This window comes from Martelella alba, from assembly GCF_006516955.1.
Classification (GTDB): domain Bacteria; phylum Pseudomonadota; class Alphaproteobacteria; order Rhizobiales; family Rhizobiaceae; genus Martelella; species Martelella alba.
This window is the reverse complement of record NZ_VHLG01000007.1, coordinates 75788-96475: the sequence shown is the minus strand read 5'-3', so window position 1 is coordinate 96475 and position 20688 is coordinate 75788. Positions and strand designations below refer to the sequence as shown.

Annotated in this window: 19 protein-coding genes and 1 tRNA gene; 11 read left to right on the top strand and 9 right to left on the bottom strand. The window is 58.2% G+C overall.

All coding sequences use genetic code 11. The features are described from left to right. Positions 1-61 precede the first annotated feature (61 nt). The 5 genes from argJ to FJU08_RS12070 all read left to right on the top strand — a co-directional run bounded on the left by argJ (position 62) and on the right by FJU08_RS12070 (position 6549). Positions 62-1303 (top strand): bifunctional glutamate N-acetyltransferase/amino-acid acetyltransferase ArgJ, encoded by a 1242-nt coding sequence (argJ, locus tag FJU08_RS12090; RefSeq protein ID WP_141149272.1) that lies wholly within the window; start codon positions 62-64, stop codon positions 1301-1303. A gap of 396 nt (positions 1304-1699) precedes the next feature. Then, the gene (locus FJU08_RS12085) at positions 1700-4618 is read left to right on the top strand and encodes an HD domain-containing phosphohydrolase (protein ID WP_141149271.1); all 2919 of its coding nucleotides are present in this window, start codon (positions 1700-1702) and stop codon (positions 4616-4618) included. Between the two features lie 247 nt (positions 4619-4865). After that, entirely contained in the window at positions 4866-5627 is a 762-nt protein-coding gene (locus FJU08_RS12080) for a GNAT family N-acetyltransferase (protein WP_235890668.1), read from the top strand. Beyond that, on the top strand, positions 5627-6034 hold the full coding sequence (gene mutT, locus FJU08_RS12075; protein ID WP_141149270.1) for an 8-oxo-dGTP diphosphatase MutT: 408 nt from the start codon (positions 5627-5629) through the stop codon (positions 6032-6034). The genes FJU08_RS12080 and mutT overlap by 1 nt, the downstream gene beginning before the upstream one ends. A gap of 11 nt (positions 6035-6045) precedes the next feature. After that, a complete protein-coding gene (locus tag FJU08_RS12070) occupies positions 6046-6549 on the top strand; it encodes a GNAT family N-acetyltransferase (protein WP_141149269.1) in 504 nt (167 codons plus the stop codon). An 11-nt stretch (positions 6550-6560) separates the two neighbouring features. Here the strand turns inward: FJU08_RS12070 and FJU08_RS12065 are convergent, their stop codons facing one another. Beyond that, the gene (locus FJU08_RS12065; protein WP_141149268.1) at positions 6561-7445 is read right to left on the bottom strand and encodes a methyltransferase domain-containing protein; all 885 of its coding nucleotides are present in this window, start codon (positions 7443-7445) and stop codon (positions 6561-6563) included. Positions 7446-7519: 74 nt separating this feature from the next. On the opposite strand from FJU08_RS12065, the gene FJU08_RS12060 reads away from it, so the two are divergent. From FJU08_RS12060 to FJU08_RS12045, 4 genes are read left to right on the top strand one after another with little or no spacing between them, the layout of a single operon-like run. Beyond that, a complete protein-coding gene (locus FJU08_RS12060; RefSeq protein WP_141149267.1) occupies positions 7520-8290 on the top strand; it encodes a ComF family protein in 771 nt (256 codons plus the stop codon). Positions 8291-8333: 43 nt separating this feature from the next. Continuing rightward, positions 8334-8606: a glutaredoxin 3 gene (gene grxC / locus FJU08_RS12055; protein ID WP_141149266.1), complete on the top strand. Its 273-nt coding sequence runs from the start codon at positions 8334-8336 to the stop codon at positions 8604-8606. Next, a complete protein-coding gene (locus FJU08_RS12050; RefSeq protein WP_141149265.1) occupies positions 8603-9436 on the top strand; it encodes a carbon-nitrogen hydrolase family protein in 834 nt (277 codons plus the stop codon). The genes grxC and FJU08_RS12050 overlap by 4 nt, the downstream gene beginning before the upstream one ends. A 15-nt stretch (positions 9437-9451) precedes the next feature. Further along, positions 9452-9880, top strand: a complete 429-nt coding sequence (locus FJU08_RS12045; RefSeq protein ID WP_141149264.1) for a DUF1178 family protein — start codon at positions 9452-9454, stop codon at positions 9878-9880. A gap of 227 nt (positions 9881-10107) precedes the next feature. Here FJU08_RS12045 and FJU08_RS12040 read toward each other — a convergent pair. Continuing rightward, positions 10108-10183: transfer RNA gene (locus tag FJU08_RS12040), tRNA-Ala, on the bottom strand. Positions 10184-10545: 362 nt separating this feature from the next. On the opposite strand from FJU08_RS12040, the gene FJU08_RS12035 reads away from it, so the two are divergent. Continuing rightward, positions 10546-11610, top strand: coding sequence for a porin (locus tag FJU08_RS12035; RefSeq protein WP_181409829.1), 1065 nt, complete (start codon positions 10546-10548; stop codon positions 11608-11610). Positions 11611-11806: 196 nt separating this feature from the next. On the opposite strand, the gene FJU08_RS12030 is transcribed toward FJU08_RS12035, so the two are convergent. The 7 genes from FJU08_RS12030 to FJU08_RS12000 all read right to left on the bottom strand — a co-directional run bounded on the left by FJU08_RS12030 (position 11807) and on the right by FJU08_RS12000 (position 18671). Further along, on the bottom strand, positions 11807-12694 hold the full coding sequence (locus FJU08_RS12030; protein WP_141149262.1) for an ABC transporter ATP-binding protein: 888 nt from the start codon (positions 12692-12694) through the stop codon (positions 11807-11809). Further along, on the bottom strand, positions 12694-13506 hold the full coding sequence (locus FJU08_RS12025; protein WP_141149261.1) for an ABC transporter ATP-binding protein: 813 nt from the start codon (positions 13504-13506) through the stop codon (positions 12694-12696). The genes FJU08_RS12030 and FJU08_RS12025 overlap by 1 nt, the downstream gene beginning before the upstream one ends. Beyond that, positions 13503-14393 (bottom strand): ABC transporter permease, encoded by an 891-nt coding sequence (locus FJU08_RS12020; RefSeq protein WP_141149260.1) that lies wholly within the window; start codon positions 14391-14393, stop codon positions 13503-13505. Before FJU08_RS12020 ends, FJU08_RS12025 begins: the two co-directional genes overlap by 4 nt. Continuing rightward, on the bottom strand, positions 14394-15374 hold the full coding sequence (locus FJU08_RS12015; protein ID WP_141149259.1) for an ABC transporter permease: 981 nt from the start codon (positions 15372-15374) through the stop codon (positions 14394-14396). Positions 15375-15457: 83 nt separating this feature from the next. Next, positions 15458-17116: an ABC transporter substrate-binding protein gene (locus FJU08_RS12010; protein WP_141149258.1), complete on the bottom strand. Its 1659-nt coding sequence runs from the start codon at positions 17114-17116 to the stop codon at positions 15458-15460. 28 nt (positions 17117-17144) lie between these two features. Next, positions 17145-18176, bottom strand: coding sequence for a glycoside hydrolase family 3 N-terminal domain-containing protein (locus tag FJU08_RS12005; RefSeq protein ID WP_141149257.1), 1032 nt, complete (start codon positions 18174-18176; stop codon positions 17145-17147). Positions 18177-18188: 12 nt separating this feature from the next. Further along, positions 18189-18671 carry a GNAT family N-acetyltransferase gene (locus FJU08_RS12000; RefSeq protein WP_141149377.1) on the bottom strand — a complete coding sequence of 161 codons (483 nt, stop codon included), beginning with the start codon at positions 18669-18671 and terminating at the stop codon, positions 18189-18191. A gap of 548 nt (positions 18672-19219) precedes the next feature. Between FJU08_RS12000 and FJU08_RS11995 the strand changes: the two genes are divergently transcribed. Next, positions 19220-20644, top strand: coding sequence for a sensor domain-containing diguanylate cyclase (locus FJU08_RS11995; RefSeq protein ID WP_141149376.1), 1425 nt, complete (start codon positions 19220-19222; stop codon positions 20642-20644). Positions 20645-20688 lie beyond the last annotated feature (44 nt).

Below are 20688 nucleotides of genomic sequence, written 5' to 3'. Positions count from 1 at the left end.
GAGCCTGACCGCGGCCCGCTCTGATCAAGCGGGCCGTTTCTCCATCCAGAACGGAGCCATCATGTCGTCCGCCATTTCGCCCCTTGCACCCAAATCCTATCCGCCCATGCCGCCCGTCAACGGTGTTCGCCTCGCAACGGCCGCCGCTGGAATCAAATATAAGGGCCGCACCGATGTCATGATGATGGTCTTCGATGCACCGGCAAGCGTCGCTGGCGTCTTCACCCGTTCGAAATGCCCCTCTGCCCCGGTTGATTACTGCCGGCAGAACCTCGTCCATGGCACCGCCCGCGCCGTCGTCGTCAATTCCGGTAATGCCAATGCCTTCACCGGCAAAAAGGGCGCCGAGGCCACCCGGTTGACCGGTGAGGCCGCCGCTGCCGCTGTCGGCTGCGCCACAAGCGAGGTCTTCCTCGCCTCCACCGGCGTTATCGGCGAACCGCTGGATGCCTCGAAATTCCTGGGCGTGCTTGACAATATGGCTGGCGCGGCCGTTGAGGATTTCTGGTTTGATGCCGCCAAGGCCATCATGACCACCGACACCTATCCCAAGCTTGCCACGCGTGGTGCAACAATTGACGGGGTTTCCGTCACCATCAACGGTATGGCCAAGGGCGCGGGCATGATCGCACCCGACATGGCGACGATGCTGTCCTTTATCGTCACCGATGCCGCGATTGATTCATCGGTACTGCAGGCACTGCTGTCGGAAGGCGTCGGACCTAGCTACAATTCCGTAACCGTCGACAGCGACACCTCGACCTCGGATACCGTGCTGGCCTTCGCCACGGGGGCCGCAGCCAAGGTCGGCCAGACGCCCGTGACCGATGTCGCCGATCCCGCGCTTGACGATTTCCGCGCTGCCCTTCATGCCCTGATGATGGATCTGGCCCTTCAGGTCGTGCGCGACGGCGAAGGTGCGCGCAAGCTGGTCAAGGTTCTGGTGACCGGCGCTGAAGATGATCAGGCCGCAGGCGTGATCGCCCGCTCCATCGCCAATTCGCCGCTGGTCAAGACTGCCGTTGCCGGCGAGGACGCCAATTGGGGCCGTGTTGTCATGGCCGTTGGCAAGGCTGGCGAGAAGGCTGAACGCGACCGGCTGGCCATCTGGTTCGGCGATATCCGCGTCGCTGTCGAAGGCGAACGCGATCCGGATTATTCCGAAGAAGCCGCCTCCGACGTCATGAAACAGGACGAAATCACCATTCGTGCCGATATTGGCCTCGGCAGTGGGACAGCGACCGTCTACACCTGTGACCTGACCAAGGAATATGTCGCCATCAATGGCGATTATCGCAGCTAAGCTGCAATCCGGCTTAAGCATGTAAACGCGGACAAGACAGATCCCGGCAGCCCTCGCAGAGCGCCGGGATTTTGGGGATTTTATGCGGTAGTTGTTGCCTCGGACCGAGCATAAATCGATTACAAATTATCTAATATTACGAAAATCAAATATTAACCCGGCAACCCGTTCCCGCCATCAACTTTTTTATTATTCTCATAAGTCAGAAAATGACTATGACTCTTTCTCGTAAAGGATTAACTTAACTTCTCAGTTACGAATATGGGCGAAACGGGAATGACAGCGATATCAACGGCGGGACAGACAGCCAATCGGGCTGCTCCCGGCAGCCGAAACTGTCGCCATCACGATCAAAGGCATGAGCGGGCCCGGCAAAACTGCCATTGAGGACAACAGGTGACGCACAGGATCTCACTGCGTATCTACGTTCTGGCGCTCTTGCTGGCGCTGTTGCTGACGTCACTCGCCGTCATTGTTATCGTCCAGTACAATGCCACGCGAAACATGCTGATTGTCTCTGCCGAGCAGCTTTTCGCCAGGGCCAGCAGCAATACAAGCCAATCTCTGAATGCGATCGGGGAAAAGGCCGCCATGGCTGCCACGCTTGTTTCCAGATCATCGCTGGCTGATGAAACAGATCTTGAGGGCAGAGAGAAATACGCGGCCATGCTGGCTGAAATCCTGCGTCAGGATGAGGCCATCTCTGCGGTTTATATGGGATACCGTGACGGTGACTTCTTCTTGATGCGAAAAGTCACGCCTGGACAAAAAGGCGCCGATCGTCTGGCGGCACCGCCCGACAGCCATTTCCTGCTGCAGACAATCATGCGCGACGGCCCATCCTCACCATTACAGGGACGCTATACCTTCTACGACGCCTCGCTTCACATTCTTCAGAACCGCGTCGAACCGGACTATAGTTTCGATCCGCGACTGCGCGACTGGTACAAGGCCGCGATCAATACGGTCGGCATTCACCAGTCAATGCCCTATGTCTTCTACACAACCGGCGAGCTCGGTCTGACCTTCAGCCGGCAGGATCCGACGGGCTCTGCCGTTGCAGGTGCGGATGTCACACTCGCACAGCTCAACACTATCCTTGAAGATGATCGCCCGACCACATCCTCCGTCGCCGTCATTCTCGGCACGGGAAATCTGGTCGTCGCGAGCAGCGAAGCCGGCAAGCGATCAGAGCAGGCCCTCTCGCCCACAGATGGCTATGCCATGCCGCCTGCCCTTGCCAATGCGGGGAAGCAGACGCTTGATGACATTTTGCAGGCCACGGATAAAGATAACATGGTCTCGCGTGCGCTGATGGAAGGGCAGCAGCGCTGGCGCATTTTCGCCCAGACCTTTTCCGGCTCGGGCTCCTATCGCCTCGTCATTGCCAGCCCGGAAAGCGAATTGACGGCCGAGGCCGAGCGCATTCGCCGCAATCTCCTCTACTGGTGCATCGGGGTCATCGCCGTCTCGATCGCGCTGGCGCTGGTGATTGCCCATATCATTGCCGGTTCCTTGCGCCGTCTGGAAAGCAAGGCGCATGAGATTGGCCTGCTGCGCTTCAACACCCGACACAAGAACCGGTCCTTCATCGTTGAGGTTGACCGGCTCGGCATGGCAATCGACAAGCTGGAAACCACGGTCCAGCGGTTGCTGTCTGTCAGCAAGGCGCTGACTTCGGAAGAGGATTATACCGCCCTTCTCGATCAGATCATGTCCAGCACCGTCGAGGCGACCGAGGCGCGGGGCGCAATCCTCTATCTCACAGGCGCCGATGGCAGACTTGAGCCGGCCTGCGCCATGATGGACGGCAATCATCTCGACCCCGACCAGATCCCCGCTCTGGACCGGCAGCAACGAAATCACCCGGCAATGACAACAGACGGCGCCAGCGGACGGGTTTTCGCAGTCAGCGAAGCAGAGATATCCCGATGGTATACCGGAACGATCCCGGCAGAAGATTTTACACTGATGAGTGTTGGCCTGTCGGACCGCAAAGATCTGCGGCTTGGTGCGCTGCTTCTGTTTCTTGCTCCGAGCAGTGACCCCGGCCACGACCGTGCGGATATCCTCGCTTTCACGACGGCCATTTCCGGTCTCGCCTCCTCGGTCATCGAGACGGCACGGCTGATACACGACCAGCGCAAGACCATTTTCGGCATGGTGGAACTGGTCGCCAGCGCCATCGACCAGAAAAGCCCCTATACCGGTGCCCATTGTCAGCGCGTCCCGGTCTTGACCGAGATGATTGCCAAAGCCGCGATCGCAACGAAGGAAGGGCCGCTCAAAGATTTCAGCATGACCGCCGACGAGCAGCAGTCGCTCAACCTGGCTGCATGGCTGCATGATTGCGGCAAGGTGACGACACCGGAATATGTCATCGACAAATCGACCAAGCTCGAAACCATTCACAATCGTATTCACGAAATCCGCACACGTTTTGAGGTCGCCAAGCGCGAGGCAGAGGTGCATTGCTGGCGAGATATTGCCGAACAGGGGCTGACAGGCGAGGACAGGCAGGCGCGGCTTGACGCGCTTGAGCAGCAATGGGCTGAACTGGACGCGGATTTTACATTTGTCGCCAGCTGCAACACCGGCGCGGAAAGCATCCATCCCGAAACGATTGCACGGCTGAACGCCATTGCCGCCAAATCGTGGACCCGCACATTAAGCGACCGGCTTGGCCTGTCATGGGAGGAAGAGGCGCGCATGGCCAGGACCGATGCACCCGACCTGCCTGTGGCTGAACCGCTTCTGGCCGACAGCCCGAACCATATCATCGAGCGGCAGGAGCGCGACAAGATCGACCCGGACAATCCGTGGGGCTTCACCATCAACGTTCCGACGGTGCTCTATAACCGGGGTGAGATCTACAACCTTTCCATCGGCCGCGGCACGCTGACCGACGAGGAATTCTACAAGATCAAGGAACATGCGGTCTCCACCATACGCATGCTCGACAAGATCCCCTTCCCGGCTCATCTCAACGGCATTCGCTATCTCGCCGGTGCCCATCATGAACGCATGGACGGGAAAGGATACCCCTGCAGCCTCGACGCGGCCGAACTCAGCATCCCGGCGCGGATGATCGCCGTTGCCGATGTTTTCGAAGCGCTGACCGCGGCAGACCGGCCCTATCGCAGGGCCATGCCGTTGTCACGTGCGCTTTCCATCATGTCATCGATGCGGGCAGAGGGGCATATTGATGGCGATATTTTCGCCCTCTTCCTTACCTCCGGGGCCTGCCTCAGCTATGCCAGAGCCAATATGAAGCCCGAGCAGGTCGATACGGTTCGTATCGAAGATTATCTCTAGCGGCTGACCCGGCCGGAGCGACGCACGGATCGACGGGATCATTTGGCAAAACAACCGGATAGATCAGCGATCTCATTCGTTGAGATCGAAAAACGCGCCAGATCGGAAATGCCGCGAATGACATGTTCAGTTGCCGCGCGGCAACACTGCTACGGCCACGGTCATCGCGGTGTTTACAGAGACCGTACCAGGCCTATTATTGCGGTCACAACAATGACTTGGGTTCCGGCACGGAAGCGAAAGACACGTGAATACAGACCTGCCGCTGGTGCGGCGCCTAGAAGCCATGGGCCTCAGAGCATGGCCGGCAAAGACCGTCGTCTACGATGGCGCCTGGCAATACCGGCTGACAGCCGGTCACCCGTCCAAAAGGCTCAACAGCATAACCGTGCTTGATCAGTCGGATATCGCAGATATCGAAATCAGATTGGAGAAAGCCCGCCGCCACTATGCCTCGTTCGGTCGCCAGATGCTCTTGCGCGAAACACCGCTGACGCCGTCAATGCTGATCGAATATCTTTCAGACGAAGGGGCTGTGGCCTTTGACGAGACAATCGTCATGACCCGCGACCTGACACGGTTCAGCAGCGAAGAGACACTGGACCTGCTGCCGAGCCAGGATATCGGGCGTTTTGCCGATGCCGTTCTGGCGGTAAAACCCGAGGACGGGCTGACCAAGCCCGGCCTGGCCGAAGTGGTAACCGGGATTCGTCCGGCCCACGGCTTTTTCATCCGCGAGGAAAGCGATCGAACGCCGCTGGCGGTCGGCCTGTGTGTTCAGGACTTCGAGATGGCTGGCATCGAGCTTCTCGCCGTGTCAGAAGACCATCGTCGGCAGGGCCTGGGACGCAGCATCACGACCGCCATGCTGCACTGGGCGAAAGCCCGTGCTGCACGTCTTGCCTGGCTGCAGGTGACCGGCACGAATACGCCTGCCATCACGCTTTACCGCAATATGGGCTTCACCGAGGCCTATCGTTACCGCTACTGGCGAGAAACAGAGATCTGATGACTGACTTCAAAATCCTGCTGGTTGCCGCCTGCGCCCTCATCGACACCGATGGCCGCATTCTTCTGGCCCAGCGCCCGGAAGGCAAGACGCTGGCTGGCCTTTGGGAATTTCCCGGCGGCAAGGTCGAGCCCGGAGAGACACCGGAGGACTGCCTGATCCGCGAGCTTGAAGAAGAGCTTGGCGTAACCACCAAACCCGCCTGTCTGGCGCCCCTCACCTTCGCCAGCCACACCTATGAGACGTTTCATTTGCTGATGCCGCTTTATGTCTGCCGCCGGTTTGAGGGCATTCCCGAAGGTCGCGAAGGCCAGGCGATCAAATGGGTGCGCGCAGCAAACCTGCGCGATTACCCCATGCCACCCGCAGATGAGCCGTTGATCCCGATGCTTCAGGATCTCCTTTAGGGCCCGATCTCATGCTCGATATTCCGCGCCTTCACACGAAACGCCTGATATTGCGAGAAATGGTGATGGCCGACTTCAGCGCCTATGCCGCGCTGATGGCCTCGCCACGCGCGAAAGGCATGGGCGGCCCCCATGATGCAGCCGCGGCCTGGCACATGTTCTGCCACGACATGGCGCAATGGCCTTTGCTGGGACATGGCGCTTTGATGGTTGATCTTGCCGAAACGGGTGAATGCATCGGTCAGGTCGGCATCAGTCATGGACCGCTTTACCCCGAGCCGGAGCTGGGGTGGTTTCTCTATGATGGCAGCGAAGGCAAGGGCTATGCAACGGAAGCAGCCGGTGCATTGCGCGACTGGGCCTTTTCAACGCTGAAGCTTGAAACGCTGGTGAGCTATACAGACGCCGACAATGCCGGGTCCATCGCCGTTGCCAGACGGCTTGGCGCCGTGCTGGACAGGCAGGCCCCGCGCCCGCGTCCTGACGATCTCGTCTGGCGCCATTTTCGCCGGTAAACACGGGCTCCTCAGCGCTTCAACGGGATTTCCGCTGTGTTGAGCGCATCGGCAAGACGGGCCTTGGCAGATCCCGGCTTCAGCGGCTTCTGCTGGCTTTCATGCGGTGCCCAGCCAGATACATAGATGAAGGAGAAGGTCGCCCGGATCCTGCCGTCAGGATCAGCATAACGCTCGGCATAAAGTTCAGCCGCACGGAGGAAAAATCGGCGTCCGACCGGCTTTTTCGACCGCCCGGCAAGCGGATTGGTCATGCCCATGGCCTTCAGATCCGCCATCAGCGCGAACAGATTGTCATAGCGCACCGTATAGCTTTCCTGATCCACAACCGGCAGGGTAAACCCGGCACGCTGCAACAGACCGCCAATATCACGCACATCGGCAAAGGGGATAACCCGCGGGCTCGCGCCGCCATAAAGCTCGGCCTCTGCCGCCAGAAGACAGTCGCGCAATTCGCCAAGCGTTCCGGCACCGGGAATAGCGGCCAGGAACAGGCCATCCGGCTTCAGCGCCCGGCGGATCTGGATAAACATGCCCGGCGTGTCATTGGTAAGATGCAGCGCCAGCGGCGAAAGCAGCAGATTGACGGATTGGGGCGGCAGTTCCGGCCATTCCAGTGCGGCCACCCGTATGGTTTCTCCTGTCTGGGAGAAGGCCTTGTCGGCCTCGACCCGCTCGATTGCGTCAACCTTTCCGCTTTCAAGAGCGGTGCGGGCAGCCAGCCCGGTCACGCCATGCAGTTCCACGCCCCGCTCGAAATGCCGTTCAACCACGGCAAGCCGCTCCGCCAGTTCATCGGCAGCAATCTTCAGCAGGAAATCAGCACCGGGCACGGCCGATTGAACAGCCTTCCGCCGCCGCTCAGCCACGAGCGCGGTGTCGAAAATTTCGTCCATGATCCTGCCTCCTTCACGCCGGGCGTGGTAAAATCCTGCTCGCAAAGAACGCCTGACAACGCTAATGTCAAGCGATGGACAGGTTGCAGCGGCTGCAAAACCCACTCTCGGCGGCTGGCCGGGCGCTTGGCTCTTTCGGGACCTCGCTCGGCACTCTGGTGCTGCCCGCCATCTGTCCAGGCTGCGGCCGGCGCACAGGCACGCCCCATGCACTCTGCCCTGAATGCTGGTCGGATATCCGCTTTATCGAGCGACCCTATTGCGAGCGTCTCGGCCTGCCCTTTTCCCACGATCTCGGCACCGGCATTCTCTCGCCGGAAGCCATCGCACACCCTCCGCCCTTTGATAAACTGCGCGCCGCTGTTGCCTATGACGGCAAGGCACGGGCGCTGGTCCATGCGCTGAAATATCGTGACAGCCCCGACCTTGCCCCCATGATGGCGCGCTTCATGGCACGCGCGGCCGATGGCATTTTTGCCGAGGCCGACGCCATTCTCTCAATCCCGCTTCACCGCCGCCGTCTTGTCGCCCGCCGTTTCAACCAATCTGCCGAACTCGCCCGTCAGCTGGCAAAGCTTTCCGGAACGCCCTTCCTTGCCGGGCTGATCGAGCGGCGGCGCCACACCGATCACCAGGTTGGCCTCACACGGCCCGCCCGCGAAGACAATGTGCGCGGCGCCTTCGCAATAGCGAAAGGACGGGACGGCGAGATCTTCAGCAAGACGCTGATTCTGATCGATGACGTGTTCACCACAGGCGCCACCGTCTCTGCGGCAACGCGAGTGTTGAAAAAGGCCGGGGCAAGGCGCGTCTTTGTCTTGACCTTTGCGCGCGTCCTCTATTGACCCTATATGACAGAGCAACTGAACATATGAGAGTGACGAGGCAATGGCCAAGATTGAGATCTATACGCGCGATTTTTGTGGCTTCTGCATGCGCGCCAAGCAGCTCCTGACAGAAAAAGGCGTCGACTTCACCGAGTTCAATGCCACCGAAACGCCGACTGCACGGGCTGAAATGATTGGCCGTTCCGGTGGACGGGCGACCTTCCCGCAGATTTTCATCAACGGTCATCATGTTGGCGGATGCGACGACCTCTTCGCCCTTGACGCCCAGGGCCGGCTCGACCCGATGCTCGCGCAGGAGGGAAGCGCACAATGACATTCGTCGCAGCAGCCATCCAGCTTTGCTCAACCGTCAGCCCGGAGAAAAATGCCGAGACGCTGGAAACTCTGGTGCGCGAGGCTTCAAGCCGCGGCGCGACCTATATCCAGACGCCGGAAATGACGGGTGCAGTGCAAAAGGACCGTGCCGGGTTGCGCGCTGTATTGCGCGGTGAAGCCGATGACCTGATCGTTGCAAAGGCCTGCGCTCTTGCGCGCGACCTTGGCATTCATCTCCACATCGGCTCGACAGCAATTGCTCTGGACGACGGCATGATCGCCAATCGCGGTTTTCTGTTCTCGCCTGCAGGCTCCATTCTGGCGCGCTATGACAAGATCCACATGTTCGATGTCGACCTCGATAATGGCGAGAGCTGGCGCGAAAGCGCTGTCTACAGGCCCGGCGAGACAGCAGCCGTGACAGACACATCACTGGCAAAGATTGCCATGGGGATCTGCTACGATGTCCGCTTCCCCGACCTGTTTACCGCCCAGGCGCTTGCCGGTGCGGAAATCCTTTCCGCCCCTGCCGCCTTTACCCGCCAGACAGGCGAGGCCCACTGGCATGTGTTGCAGCGCGCCCGTGCCATTGAAAACGGCGCCTTCATGATCTCCGCCGCCCAGGCCGGCCAGCACGAGGACGGACGCGAGACCTATGGTCACTCCATCATTATCGATCCCTGGGGACGCATTCTGGCGGAAGCCGATGGTGAGGGCGAAGCGATCGTGATGGCCGAGATCGATACCGGCGCAGTGAAGGCTGCCCGCGCCAAGATCCCCAACCTGAAAAATATCCGCCCCTTCAAGCTTGAACCTTCGGCGCCCTGACAAGGAGATATCGGCGTGATCCATTACGCGCTTACCTGCGACAACGGACATGGTTTTGACGGCTGGTTTGCCGGGAGCGATGACTTTGACCGGCAGGTTCAGAGCGGCTTTCTCACCTGCCCCGTCTGCGGCTCGGCCAAGGTGGAGAAATCGCTGATGGCACCGTCCGTCTCCACGGCGCGCAAGCAGGAGGAAAAGCAGCAACTGCAGATGAAAACGGCTGAGCGCGAAGCTGCCGGAAAGCTGCGCGAAGCCGTTGCCGCCATCCGGGCCAACAGCGAAGATGTCGGTACACGGTTTCCCGAAGAAGCCCGCAAAATCCATTATGGCGAGGCCAGGGAACGCGGCATTATCGGCGAAGCCAAGTCAGACGAAGTGCGCGCCTTGCTGGAGGAAGGCATTGAGATCATGCCATTGCCGCAGCTCCCCGAAGACGCCAATTGAGGCCCCGGCCCCGTTCCGTATACTGTCTTGCGTGAGGAACCTTGAGCACTTTTCGATCTGAATGGATCAGAACGGCGCTATATCCAGCTGTTTTTGCTGCATGATCTTGTCGATCATGGCTGCACGCCACCGCCTGGGGTCTTCGAAGATATATGCCACCGTATTCACGGGCGAGGCAAATTCCCTGACCCAAAAGGCAGACTTATGCGTTGATATGCGGGCAAAAATGGTGGAGCCGAGCGGGATCGAACCGCCGACCTCTGCAGTGCGATTGCAGCGCTCTCCCAGCTGAGCTACGGCCCCATTGCGCAATGCTCATACTCCAATCAATTATCACAGGCAAGAACTGCAAACGGCTTTTTGCAAACGGCGTTTTTGCAACCGGCCACCCTCGCCAAGAGAGCCCGACCCTGCGCAGGGTAGCTAGAAAAACAGCAAGAAAAAAGTCAATAAAACAGACAAATCAAAGAACTATCGTTGCAGACAAACAACATCTACAGAAAGAATCGCTGAACGCTCGGAATTTCTTCTTACAATCGATTGTAGGTCACATCACGAAATGTATAATCCCGGCTGCAGTCCATCAATTTTACACGTTATTCGCTGCACCCGGGGGGCATGGTGGCTGCGCACAACAAGAACAAACTAAGTTCGGAGATCAGGGTATGAACTTCAAAAGTCTTTTATGGGGATCCGCTGCTGCGCTTACGACGGTGACGTCGGGCTATGCAGCCGACTCGGTCGACAATACGACGATCATGGTGGAGCCGGTATCGCACCAGAGTGTTGAGGTATGTGATGCCTTCGGAGCAGGTTATTTCTACATCCCGGGTTCGGAGACCTGCCTGCAGATCGGCGGCTATATGCGTTTTGAAGTCGGCATCGGGGGAATCGACACCGGTTCAAAGGTTGATGGCGACTGGTCGCCCTACGCCAAGGGCCTGCTGTCGATAACCGCCAAGACCGATACGGAACTCGGGGTTCTGACCTCGGTCTTCCAGCCGATGATCTACGCCTATGCCAATGGCGACGGCACAAAGGTCGAGCTGGACAATGCCTACATCGACTTGGGCAGCGCCGTTCAGCTGCGCGCTGGTTACTTCAAGTCCTATTGGGATGACGACCTCTATGGTGAACTCGATAACATCGACAACATCACCAAGAACAACTCGATTCGCGTTGCCTATGTCGCTGATGGCTTCACCGCAGGCCTCTCACTGGACGCGCTGAGCGCAAGCGACACTGGCGCAAACTCGGCCAAACTTGGCCTGTCTGGCCGTCTCGCCTATGCGCTTTCCAGCTCCCAGTATATCAAGCTGGATGGCGCTTATGATGATTATGACGATGCCACGGCTGTCCGCCTGATGACCGGCTTTGGACTTGGCCCGGGTACTTTCGAACTGGCTGGCCTTTATGCCAGCGGCAAGACGCCCTACGCACCGGATTTCACAGCTCGCAACTGGAATGATTCGCCGATTGCAGGCACCTATATGAAATATGCCGTCGCTGCGGATTACTACTTCAACATCACCGACAACATCGTACTCGTTCCCCAGGTCCAGTATAACGTCGCGAGCAATAACAGGACGTTCTGGGAAGCCGGTTCGGTGGTTGACTGGGAAGTGGTCAAGGATCTCCACGCCAAGGCGAACATCAACTACGCCTTCCTCGACAACGACTGGAACCAGCAAAACGTTTTCGGGTGGTTCCGTCTCGAGCGGGATTTCTGATTTCCTGCTGCGCGCCAGCCACAAAAAAATCAAGCTGAGAAGGCCCTTTTGGGCCTTTTCGCCTGTTTTCGGCAGGCATCACCATCCGGGTCAAAGGCTGATGCTTTCCGCTCGATCTGTCACATGCCATGTTTCTGATCGACAGTGAACCGGGCCTCGCATTTCTACTGGCGACAAAATTCGATGTGACGGCTCGTCAACTGCGGATGAAATGCCCATCGCCGACGGCCACGGCCTTACCCTGGAGGTTTGCGGCATCGGAGCGGATTTCGGCCACCTCGCCCGGAGCGAAAGCTCTGCTATCCGATAACCGGATTTCGGGATCGGGGACAGCGGACAGCAAAAGGCGCGTATAGGCATGGGCGGGGTTCATCAGCACCGCGTCAACCGGGCCCCATTCCACCACCTGCCCGGCAAACATCACCATGATATCGTCGGCGACATAGCGTGCCGTGGCAATGTCATGCGTGATGTAGAAGAGCGCCAGCCTGTGCTCCCGCTTCATCCGGTTCAAAAGATCGAGAATCCCGAGTCGGACTGAGACATCGAGCATTGATGTCGGCTCGTCGGCGACGATGACCTCCGGACGGACAGCAAGCGCACGGGCAATGGCAATGCGCTGGCGCTGACCGCCTGAAAGCTCATGCGGAAATTTGCCAAGCATCTGATCGGGATCGAGACGAACCTCGGCCAGCAGGTGCCGCATCTCTGCCAGCCGCGTCTTGCGGTCCAGGCCAGGCCGATGCAGCTTCAGAGGCCGCTCGAGGTGGTAAGCGATCGAATGGGCCGGGTTCAGCGATGCGAAGGGGTCCTGAAACACCATCTGCACCGCGCGGCGATACTGAGCCATGCTCTGCCTGGAAAGCGGCGCACCGCGAAAGGAGATCGTACCGCTATCGGCTGCATATTCACGCATCAGCAGGCGGGCGCAGGTGGTCTTGCCGCTGCCGGATTCGCCGACCAGCGCCAGCGTGCGCCCGGCCCTGAGCGCAAAGGACACCGAACGCGCAGCATAGACCGGCGGCGTTCCGGGAAAGATCTTGGAGACATTATCGAGCTGCAGGATTGCATCATCAGCGTCCATCAGTCTTCCTCTCCGCGAATTTGCGTCCCGTGCAGACGCGGCATGGAGGCCCATAGCTTGCGCGTATAGGCATGCTGGGGATCACTATGGATCTGCCTGGCCGTTCCGATCTCAACCAGCCTGCCTTCAAGCATCACGCCAATCCTGTCTGAGACCTGTGCCATCAGGCCGAGATCATGGGTGATGAACAGGACCGAAAAACCGCGTTCACGGCGCAGTTGATCGATCCGCTGCATGATCTCGCGCTGGACAACCACATCCAGCGCTGTCGTCGGCTCATCCATGATCAAAAGCTTCGGATCAAGCGCCAGGCAGATGGCGATGACAATCCGCTGGCGCATGCCGCCGGAACATTGATGCGCATAGGATTTCAGCCGGTCGGCGGGAATATCCACCAGCGCCAGCAGTTCCGCCGCCCGTTCGCGCGCCTGCGACCGGTTCATGCCGCGATGGGTCCTGAGCACATCGTAGAACTGGGTTTCGATGGTCAAAACAGGATTGAGCGCATTCATCGCGCTTTGAAACACCATCGCCACCTCGGCCCAGCGAAATTTTGCCAGCGCCTTTTTGTCGAGATCGAGCACATTGCGGCCATCGACGATGATCTCACCCTGCCGGATCAGCGCCGGCGGCTTGTGCAGCCGGCTGACGGCAAAGGCGATGGTGGATTTGCCACAGCCACTTTCGCCCGCCAGACCGAAGAACTCGCCCCTGGCGATATCAAAACTGACATCTGACACGGCATGGAAATCGTCAGTCTCGCCGACATAATCGATGGAAAGATTGCGAACCGAAACTATGGGATCCGTCACAGCCGTCCCTCCCCGGCCCGTACAAGGCCAAACCAGCGCCCGAGCCTGCTCGCGGTGCGCAGCCGCGGATTGGCGACCTCATCAATGGCGAAATTGACGAGCGCCAGAGCAATACCGAGAAGCGCAAGCCCGAAACAGGGCGCCAGCATATCCCACCAGGCACCGACGGTGAGCGCGGAGGAATTTTGTGCGTTATAGAGCATGACACCCCAGGACACGGCATTCGGATCACCGAGCCCGAGAAATTCCAGTGTCGCCTCGGTGATCACCGCGAAGATGACGCTACCAAGGAAATTGATGCCGACAATCGAGATCAGGTTCGGAAAAATCTCAAACGCCATGATCCGCCATTGCGGCTCACCCAGCATTTCCGCCGATTTGACGAAATCCTTCTCGCGCACCGAAAGCGTCTCGGCGCGTGTGACCCGGACACCCCAGGCCCAGGAGGTGAAGCCGAGGATCAGCGCAATGACGAGCGGGCTTGCCTGACCGATAAAGGCCGCCAGAACCAGAAGCAGTGGCAGATTGGGGATGACCAGCACCATATTGGTGAAGAAGTTGATGATCTCATCCGTGAGGCCGCGCCGGTAACCGGCAATAATGCCGAGAATGGTGCCGATGGCGGTGATCAGAAAGCCCGCGCCAAATCCGACGGCAAGCGAGGTGCGGGCGCCATAAAGCAATTGCGTGAAGACATCGCGGCCCACACGGGTGGTGCCAAGCAGATGATCCCATGATGGCGCCTGATGCGGACGGCCAACACGGGCCGTCGGCCCGTAGGGCGTCAGAAGTGGCGCAAGAATCGCGGCCAGCACAATGACAAGGATGATCGAAAGGCCGATCGCAGCCTTGCGGTTCCTGAGAAGCCCAGAGAGAAGCGCGCTCATCTATTGCCCCCTCTTCAGACGTGGATCAAGCAGGACATAGCACAGATCGACAATGAAATTTGCGGCCAGCATGGCCCCGGTCATGATCAGCAATTGCCCCTGGATCACCGGATAGTCACGCGCCAGGATCGCCTGATAGAGCGTATTGCCAAGACCTGGATAGTTGAACACTACCTCGGTGACCAGCGATCCGCCTAGCACCGTGCCAAGCGCAATCGCCAGGTTGGAAACCGTCGGCAGCAACGCATTGCGCGCCGCATACCAGAACATGACGCGGCTGTCGGACAGGCCCTTGGCACGCGCCATGGTGATGTAATCCTCGCCAAGAAGATTGATCATATTGTTGCGCATGGTCACGGCAAAACCACCTGTCAGCACAATCAGCATTGTCATCAAGGGCAGGAAGCCATGATAGACGACGCTGCCGATAAAGGCCTGGCTAAAGCCGGGATCCAGCATCGGATCAAAGGCATAACCGTTGGGAAACCAGTCAAGCGTGAAGGAAAACACGAACAGCAGCACCAGCGCCACGACCACAGCGGGAATGGCGGTGGTAAAGATCGACAGCATGGAAACGGAAGTGTCGGTGCGCGAACCGCGCCGCCAGGCGGCGACAACGCCAAGCGTGGTGCCAAGCGCGAAGGCCAGAATGGTCGCAAGTCCCATCAGACCGATGGTCCACACCGCAGCCCGCGCCAGAAGTGCTGTCACCGGCAGCGGGAAATATTTGATCGACATGCCAAGATCGCCGGTAAAGACGCTTTGCAGATAGGCAATATATTGCTGCCACAACGGCGCATCAATGAAGCCAAAAGTCAGCTTCAGTGCGGCAATATTCTCGACGGAGAGCTGCGAACCGGCGCTGGCGAACATCATCAGGATGGGATCGCCCGGCATCATGCGCGGCAAAAAGAAATTGATCGTTGCCGCCGCAAGAAAGGCTGCCAGATAGAAGCCAAGTCGACGCATCAGAAAGGCCATGCGCCTCTCATCCTTTCACTTGGAGATGGAAGGAGAAGGCAAGCGCGCCAGTAAAAGGCGCGCCTGCGAAACTCGCGGCATTGTTATTCGGCAACCGGCTTCAGTGCCAGAAGCTGCAGCAGGCGAGCGGGGTTGTAATTGGAGACAACCGGAATGACAAAGGGGTTGTCCGCATTGGCCCAGCCGGTGAAGCGTTTGGTCGAATATTCATAGAAGGCCGGGCTGTTATAGACCGGGATCACCGGGAACCCCTCAGCGACAATCAACTGCGCCTTGTCGAGCAGTTCCTTTTGCTTCGCCGGATCCTTGGTCTGCTTGTACTCATCAAGCACCGCCATCAGTTCCGGGCTCTCCCAGCGCTGGGCGGCAAAGCGGCTCTTGCCGATATCATCCGGGTTGAAGGCGCGCATGTAAGGGAAATAGGGCGATGCCGCTGCGGCAAGCGCATTCAGCGTCATGTCATATTTCCCGTCAATCAGATCGGAGGTCCAGACAGCCGCTTCCGGCGTTGCCATATTCACATCAAGCCCGGCGTCCTGCATGGTTTCGATGGCGATCTGCACCGCATCAATCCAGTCGGTCCAACCATTGGGGATTTCCAGCGAGAAGGAAATCTTCGAGCCATCCGGATTGTCGCGGAACCCGTCGCCATCGGCATCGACAAATCCTGCCTTGTCGAGCAGCGCTTCGGCGCCGGCCTGATCGAAGGTCGTGTACTGGCCATATTTGGCCTTCACCTCCGGATTGAGGAAAGACTTGTAGACCTCTCCGAGATCGGCCGGATCGTCGTTGACGATCGGGTAGCCATAACCGGCAATATCGACGATCGCCTCACGGTCGATCATCATCGACACCGCACGGCGGAAATCGACATTGTCGAAGGCCTTGCGATTATTCTCATCCGGCGCCTGGAGGTTGAAGGAGAAGGAGACAAGGCTCGCCGGTGTCAGCCAGTAGTGATTATGCTCCGGATCCTTCTTGACGAAAGTATTGTCGATGTCGGGAATGAAGCTTGTCGCCCAGTCCAGCGTGCCATCGGCAAGAGCAGCAAGCGTCTGCGGGTTGTCGGCCAGCTGCGGGAAGCGCAGGCAATCAACTTTGAGCGTGGCATTGTCCCAGTAATTCGGGTTGCGGCACTGCTCATAGACCTGCGGCGTGAAACGGGTGATTTCCGTCATCGGTCCGCTGCCGACCGGATTTTCATTGGCGAAAGTCACCGGGTCATCAATCTTCGACCAGACATGCTCGGGCACGATTGGTACGGCGACGATCAGATTGGCGATCAGCGAATTCGGCGCATTGAGGTTGAACGTCACCGTGCGATCATCGACCTTTTCGACGCTTGCAAGCTGCCCCCAGATGCTGGTGGCATCGAGAGCGGGAAATTTTTTCAGATAATCATAGGTGAACACGATATCGTCGGCCGTCAGCGGTGTGCCATCGGACCATTTCAGATCGGGGCGCAGCGTGAATGTGATGCTCGTAAGATCATCCGCCAGCTCATAGCTTTCCGCCAGGCGGAAAACCGGCTTGTTGCCGTCGATGCGGTTGAAGATCACCAGCGGCTCATAGATGAAATCGGGCGTCGAATAACGCGCCGAGGTCTGGTTGAACGGGTTGAAATTGCGCACCCAGGTGGTGGTGTTTTCCGAGTTGACGGTCAGGACCGTCTCGGCGGAGGCAATCGATGCCGAAGCCATAAGAGCCAGGGCAAGCGGGAAAACGATACGGTATTTCGGCATGATGGAACCCCTCATTATGAATTATTTTTCAGGCCTTGCGGGCCATATTGAATGTATTGAAGATCGCCTCGGCTTCCGCGTGGGCCTTCACCACATCAACGCGCTTTTCGCCGAGCATCGCATCGGCGCGTCTAAGCCGTACAAGCGTATCGACACTCAGTGGACGCGCCGCTTTTGCAGCTGCTTCGCTGTCTGCAAGTGTTCCCTGGCTGTGCAGCGCAATGTCATAGCCGGCATCGAGCACACCGGCGACACGCGAGGCCCATGAGCCACTGAGCGCCTCCATGGTCACGCAGTCGGAAATCAGCACGCCGTCATAATTCATGCGCTTGCGGATAAAATCGCAGACCGGAGCAGAGACGGAGGCCACCGTCGTCGGATCGATCTCGGAATAGATCACATGGGCAACCATGGCCCAGGGCGCATGTTTCAACGCCAGAAACGGCTTGAAATCGGAGGCAAACAGGGTCTCAAGCGGCGTCGAGATCGTCGGCAGCTCCAGATGCGGATCGACGGTGACGCGGCCATAACCCGGAATATGCTTGATGATCGGCATGGCTCCGACTTCAAGCATGGTTTCAACCACAATGCGGCCAAGCATGGTGACCATCTCCGGATCATCGGAAAAGGCACGGCCACCGATAACCTCATGCATGCCCTTCAGCTGCAGATCGATCACCGGCGTTGTGCCGGAACCGAGTTTCAGCTCGGACAGCATTGAGCCCATGGCCTGTGTTGAGAGCTTCAGCGCGCGTTTCGCCGCCTCGATATCCTTCATCGCCAGGGCGCCGAAATCCCCCAACGCCCGAAACAGCGGCCAGTTGCCATTGTTCAACCGCTGAACGCGCCCGCCCTCCTGGTCGATATAGACCGGCGCATCGGCGCGGCCGACAGCATCGCGAAACTGATCAACCATGGCGCGGATCTGATCCGGCTCCTCAAGGTTGCGGCGGAACAGGAACAGGCCATAAGGATTGGCCTCACGGAAAAAGGCGATTTCATCCGCGCTGAGGGACAGGCCCGGCATCCCGACGAAAAGCGCAAGCGGTGTTGAAGACATGGCAGACGACTTTCAGCTTAGGTGTTTGTCGCGGAGAAGACCGCAATAGATATCCTCACCATCGGAAGGAATGATAATCGCGCCCACAGCCTTTTGGTAAAATTCGGTTGGTCCGGCAGCGCCGATGATGGCATAGGCGTAGCCATCATCTTTCAACGCCAGAAGCGCCCGGTAAAGCAGCGCCTTGCCAACACCCTTGCCGCGCGAGGTTTCATCCACCCCGGTCGGCCCGAAAAAACCGCGTGCCGTGGCATTATAGCAGGCAAAACCAATGAGCCTGCCCGCTTCGGTCGCAATAAAGCAGCCCGGCGGTTTCTGCGCCATGGCGACCTGAACTTCACTCGCCCAATAACGGCTGAAATCTTTCTCAACCCATTCAATAATGAAATGGCTTTCCGGTGGCAGTGCTCTGCGGACGGTCACCGCCTCGGCAATGCAAGCTGAAGAAAGCGCCTCAAACCGTTGTGAATATAAATTCACCAGAAGATCCGCCATCGCCTCCCTCCCGATCGCACAGAACAATACCAATCTAAAACAAATAAGAACCAGAAATGTGCTATTGGCAAGTGGTGAATAACATATCTCTTCATGTCGTTGGTCGGCGCCTGTGGATTCCACTATGAAACACGTGTGCAAACACACCCCACCCCAGCGCCTCAATGGCCCTGACCAGGAGGTAATGATCTGTTTTCATGTATCAAACGTCACTCACATGTCATCGATATAGACAGGCGGTCGCGCTTTCCCCGCGAAGATGTTCAGCACAGGCATGCGCGATGACGCTCTTCACGATTGGTCTTAAATGGGTTTTATCTGATCTGGCAGCGATGAAAAACACGGATGAAACATCGTCCTCAACCCTTGAAGCGAAATGTCAGCGCTTTCACTTGTACGTAAAGCGTATTAGTGTCGCCCTTCTGAACGGCTGAACAGATCCTTTCGTTCAGCCTCTGGAACGTCCGAACCGAAATTCGCTGATCCTGAACCGGATATATCAGTCAAACGAGAGAAAAGCTGTGAACGATACGTCGTCTGAAACACAGATGTTCGAACTGGCTCCGATCGCCATGTGGCTCGAGGATTTTTCGGGCGTCAAAGCCCTTTTCGACGGATGGCGCCGCGAGGGCGTGAGCGATATTCGTGCCTTTCTCACGCAAAATCCGGCTCTGGTCACCGAATGCGCGCGCGCCATCAAGGTGCTGCGGATCAATGCCAGGACGCTGGAACTTTTCGAAGCACGGGATTTCGACCATCTGGTTACAAATCTCGAAACCATGTTCGCCGGTGACATGATGGAGACCCACCTCAACGAGCTTGTGCAGCTTTTCGAGGGAAAAACCAGTTTCTCAAGCGATACCGTCAATTACACGCTGACCGGCAGACGCCTGGACATTCGTCTTCACGGCACGGTCCTGCCCGGCTCAAAAGACAATCTCGAACGGATACTGGTGACGACGGAAGATGTGACAGAACGCGAGAATGCCCGCCGCGCCGAGCAAAACCAGGTGTTCTATTCCAAGGGATTATTCGAACATTCGCCGGTATCGCTCTGGGTCGAGGATTTTTCTCGCATTCGCCAGATGATGGAAGATCTGCGCCGGCGCGGCATTTCCGATCTGAGGGTTTTCACCGATGTCCATCCCGAATTCGTGCGGCAATGCATGAGCGAAATCCGGGTCATCGATGTCAATCAGGCCACGCTGGAATTGTTCAACGCCCCTGACCGGCAATCCCTCTTGCAAAACCAGCATATCATTTTCCGCGACGACATGCATGAACCCTTCCGCGAGCAGCTGATTGATCTCTGGGAGGGGCGGTTGATGCATGTGCGCGAAGTGATGAACTACGCGCTGGACGGTACGGAGCGCTATGTCCTGTTGCAGTTTTCCGTTTTTCCCGGACGCGAACACGACTGGTCTCTCGTGCTCGTATCACTGACAGACATCACCGCCCGCAAGAAAGCGGAGGCCTATCTCGAATATCTCGGCAAGCATGATGTCCTGACCAAGCTCTATAACCGCGCCTTCTACACAGATGAAATCAACCGTCTGAACCGTAAGGCCTTCCGCCCGGTCGCAATCCTGATTATCGACCTGAACGGGTTGAAGGACACCAATGATACGCTGGGCCATGACGTCGGCGACAACCTGCTCAGACGGCTCGGAGAAGTTCTGAATGAAGCCGTGTCGCTACCCAATTATGCCGCCCGCATCGGCGGGGATGAATTCGCCGTGCTGATGCCAGGCGCACAGCTGGAGGAGGCCAGCCTCATGGCCGAGGATATCGGCAGACTTCTGCACGTCAACAACCAGTATTATTCGCAACACCCGTTGAGCATTTCCCTTGGCATTGCCGTCTGTGTCGAGGGTGAGCCCATGGAAGTGGCGATCCGCCGGGCCGACAGGGAAATGTACCGTGAAAAACGTGCATTTTACGCCGCGGCCACCAACACCCTTTCACAACGCTGAGGGCAGATGGCCCCACGCGCGGCAAAAGACAGAGCCTTTGTCAG

Excerpts from the sequence above, each read along its gene's own strand:
- argJ (WP_141149272.1), top strand. The coding sequence starts at position 62 with ATGTCGTCCGCCATTTCGCCCCTTGCACCCAAATCCTATCCGCCCATG.
- mutT (WP_141149270.1), top strand. The coding sequence starts at position 5,627 with ATGACTGACTTCAAAATCCTGCTGGTTGCCGCCTGCGCCCTCATCGAC.
- FJU08_RS12070 (WP_141149269.1), top strand. The coding sequence starts at position 6,046 with ATGCTCGATATTCCGCGCCTTCACACGAAACGCCTGATATTGCGAGAA.
- FJU08_RS12065 (WP_141149268.1), bottom strand. The coding sequence starts at position 7,445 with ATGGACGAAATTTTCGACACCGCGCTCGTGGCTGAGCGGCGGCGGAAG.
- FJU08_RS12060 (WP_141149267.1), top strand. The coding sequence starts at position 7,520 with ATGGACAGGTTGCAGCGGCTGCAAAACCCACTCTCGGCGGCTGGCCGG.
- grxC (WP_141149266.1), top strand. The coding sequence starts at position 8,334 with ATGGCCAAGATTGAGATCTATACGCGCGATTTTTGTGGCTTCTGCATG.
- FJU08_RS12050 (WP_141149265.1), top strand. The coding sequence starts at position 8,603 with ATGACATTCGTCGCAGCAGCCATCCAGCTTTGCTCAACCGTCAGCCCG.
- FJU08_RS12035 (WP_181409829.1), top strand. The coding sequence starts at position 10,546 with ATGAACTTCAAAAGTCTTTTATGGGGATCCGCTGCTGCGCTTACGACG.
- FJU08_RS12030 (WP_141149262.1), bottom strand. The coding sequence starts at position 12,694 with ATGGACGCTGATGATGCAATCCTGCAGCTCGATAATGTCTCCAAGATC.
- FJU08_RS12020 (WP_141149260.1), bottom strand. The coding sequence starts at position 14,393 with ATGAGCGCGCTTCTCTCTGGGCTTCTCAGGAACCGCAAGGCTGCGATC.
- FJU08_RS12015 (WP_141149259.1), bottom strand. The coding sequence starts at position 15,374 with ATGGCCTTTCTGATGCGTCGACTTGGCTTCTATCTGGCAGCCTTTCTT.
- FJU08_RS12010 (WP_141149258.1), bottom strand. The coding sequence starts at position 17,116 with ATGCCGAAATACCGTATCGTTTTCCCGCTTGCCCTGGCTCTTATGGCT.
- FJU08_RS12005 (WP_141149257.1), bottom strand. The coding sequence starts at position 18,176 with ATGTCTTCAACACCGCTTGCGCTTTTCGTCGGGATGCCGGGCCTGTCC.
- FJU08_RS12000 (WP_141149377.1), bottom strand. The coding sequence starts at position 18,671 with ATGGCGGATCTTCTGGTGAATTTATATTCACAACGGTTTGAGGCGCTT.
- FJU08_RS11995 (WP_141149376.1), top strand. The coding sequence starts at position 19,220 with ATGTTCGAACTGGCTCCGATCGCCATGTGGCTCGAGGATTTTTCGGGC.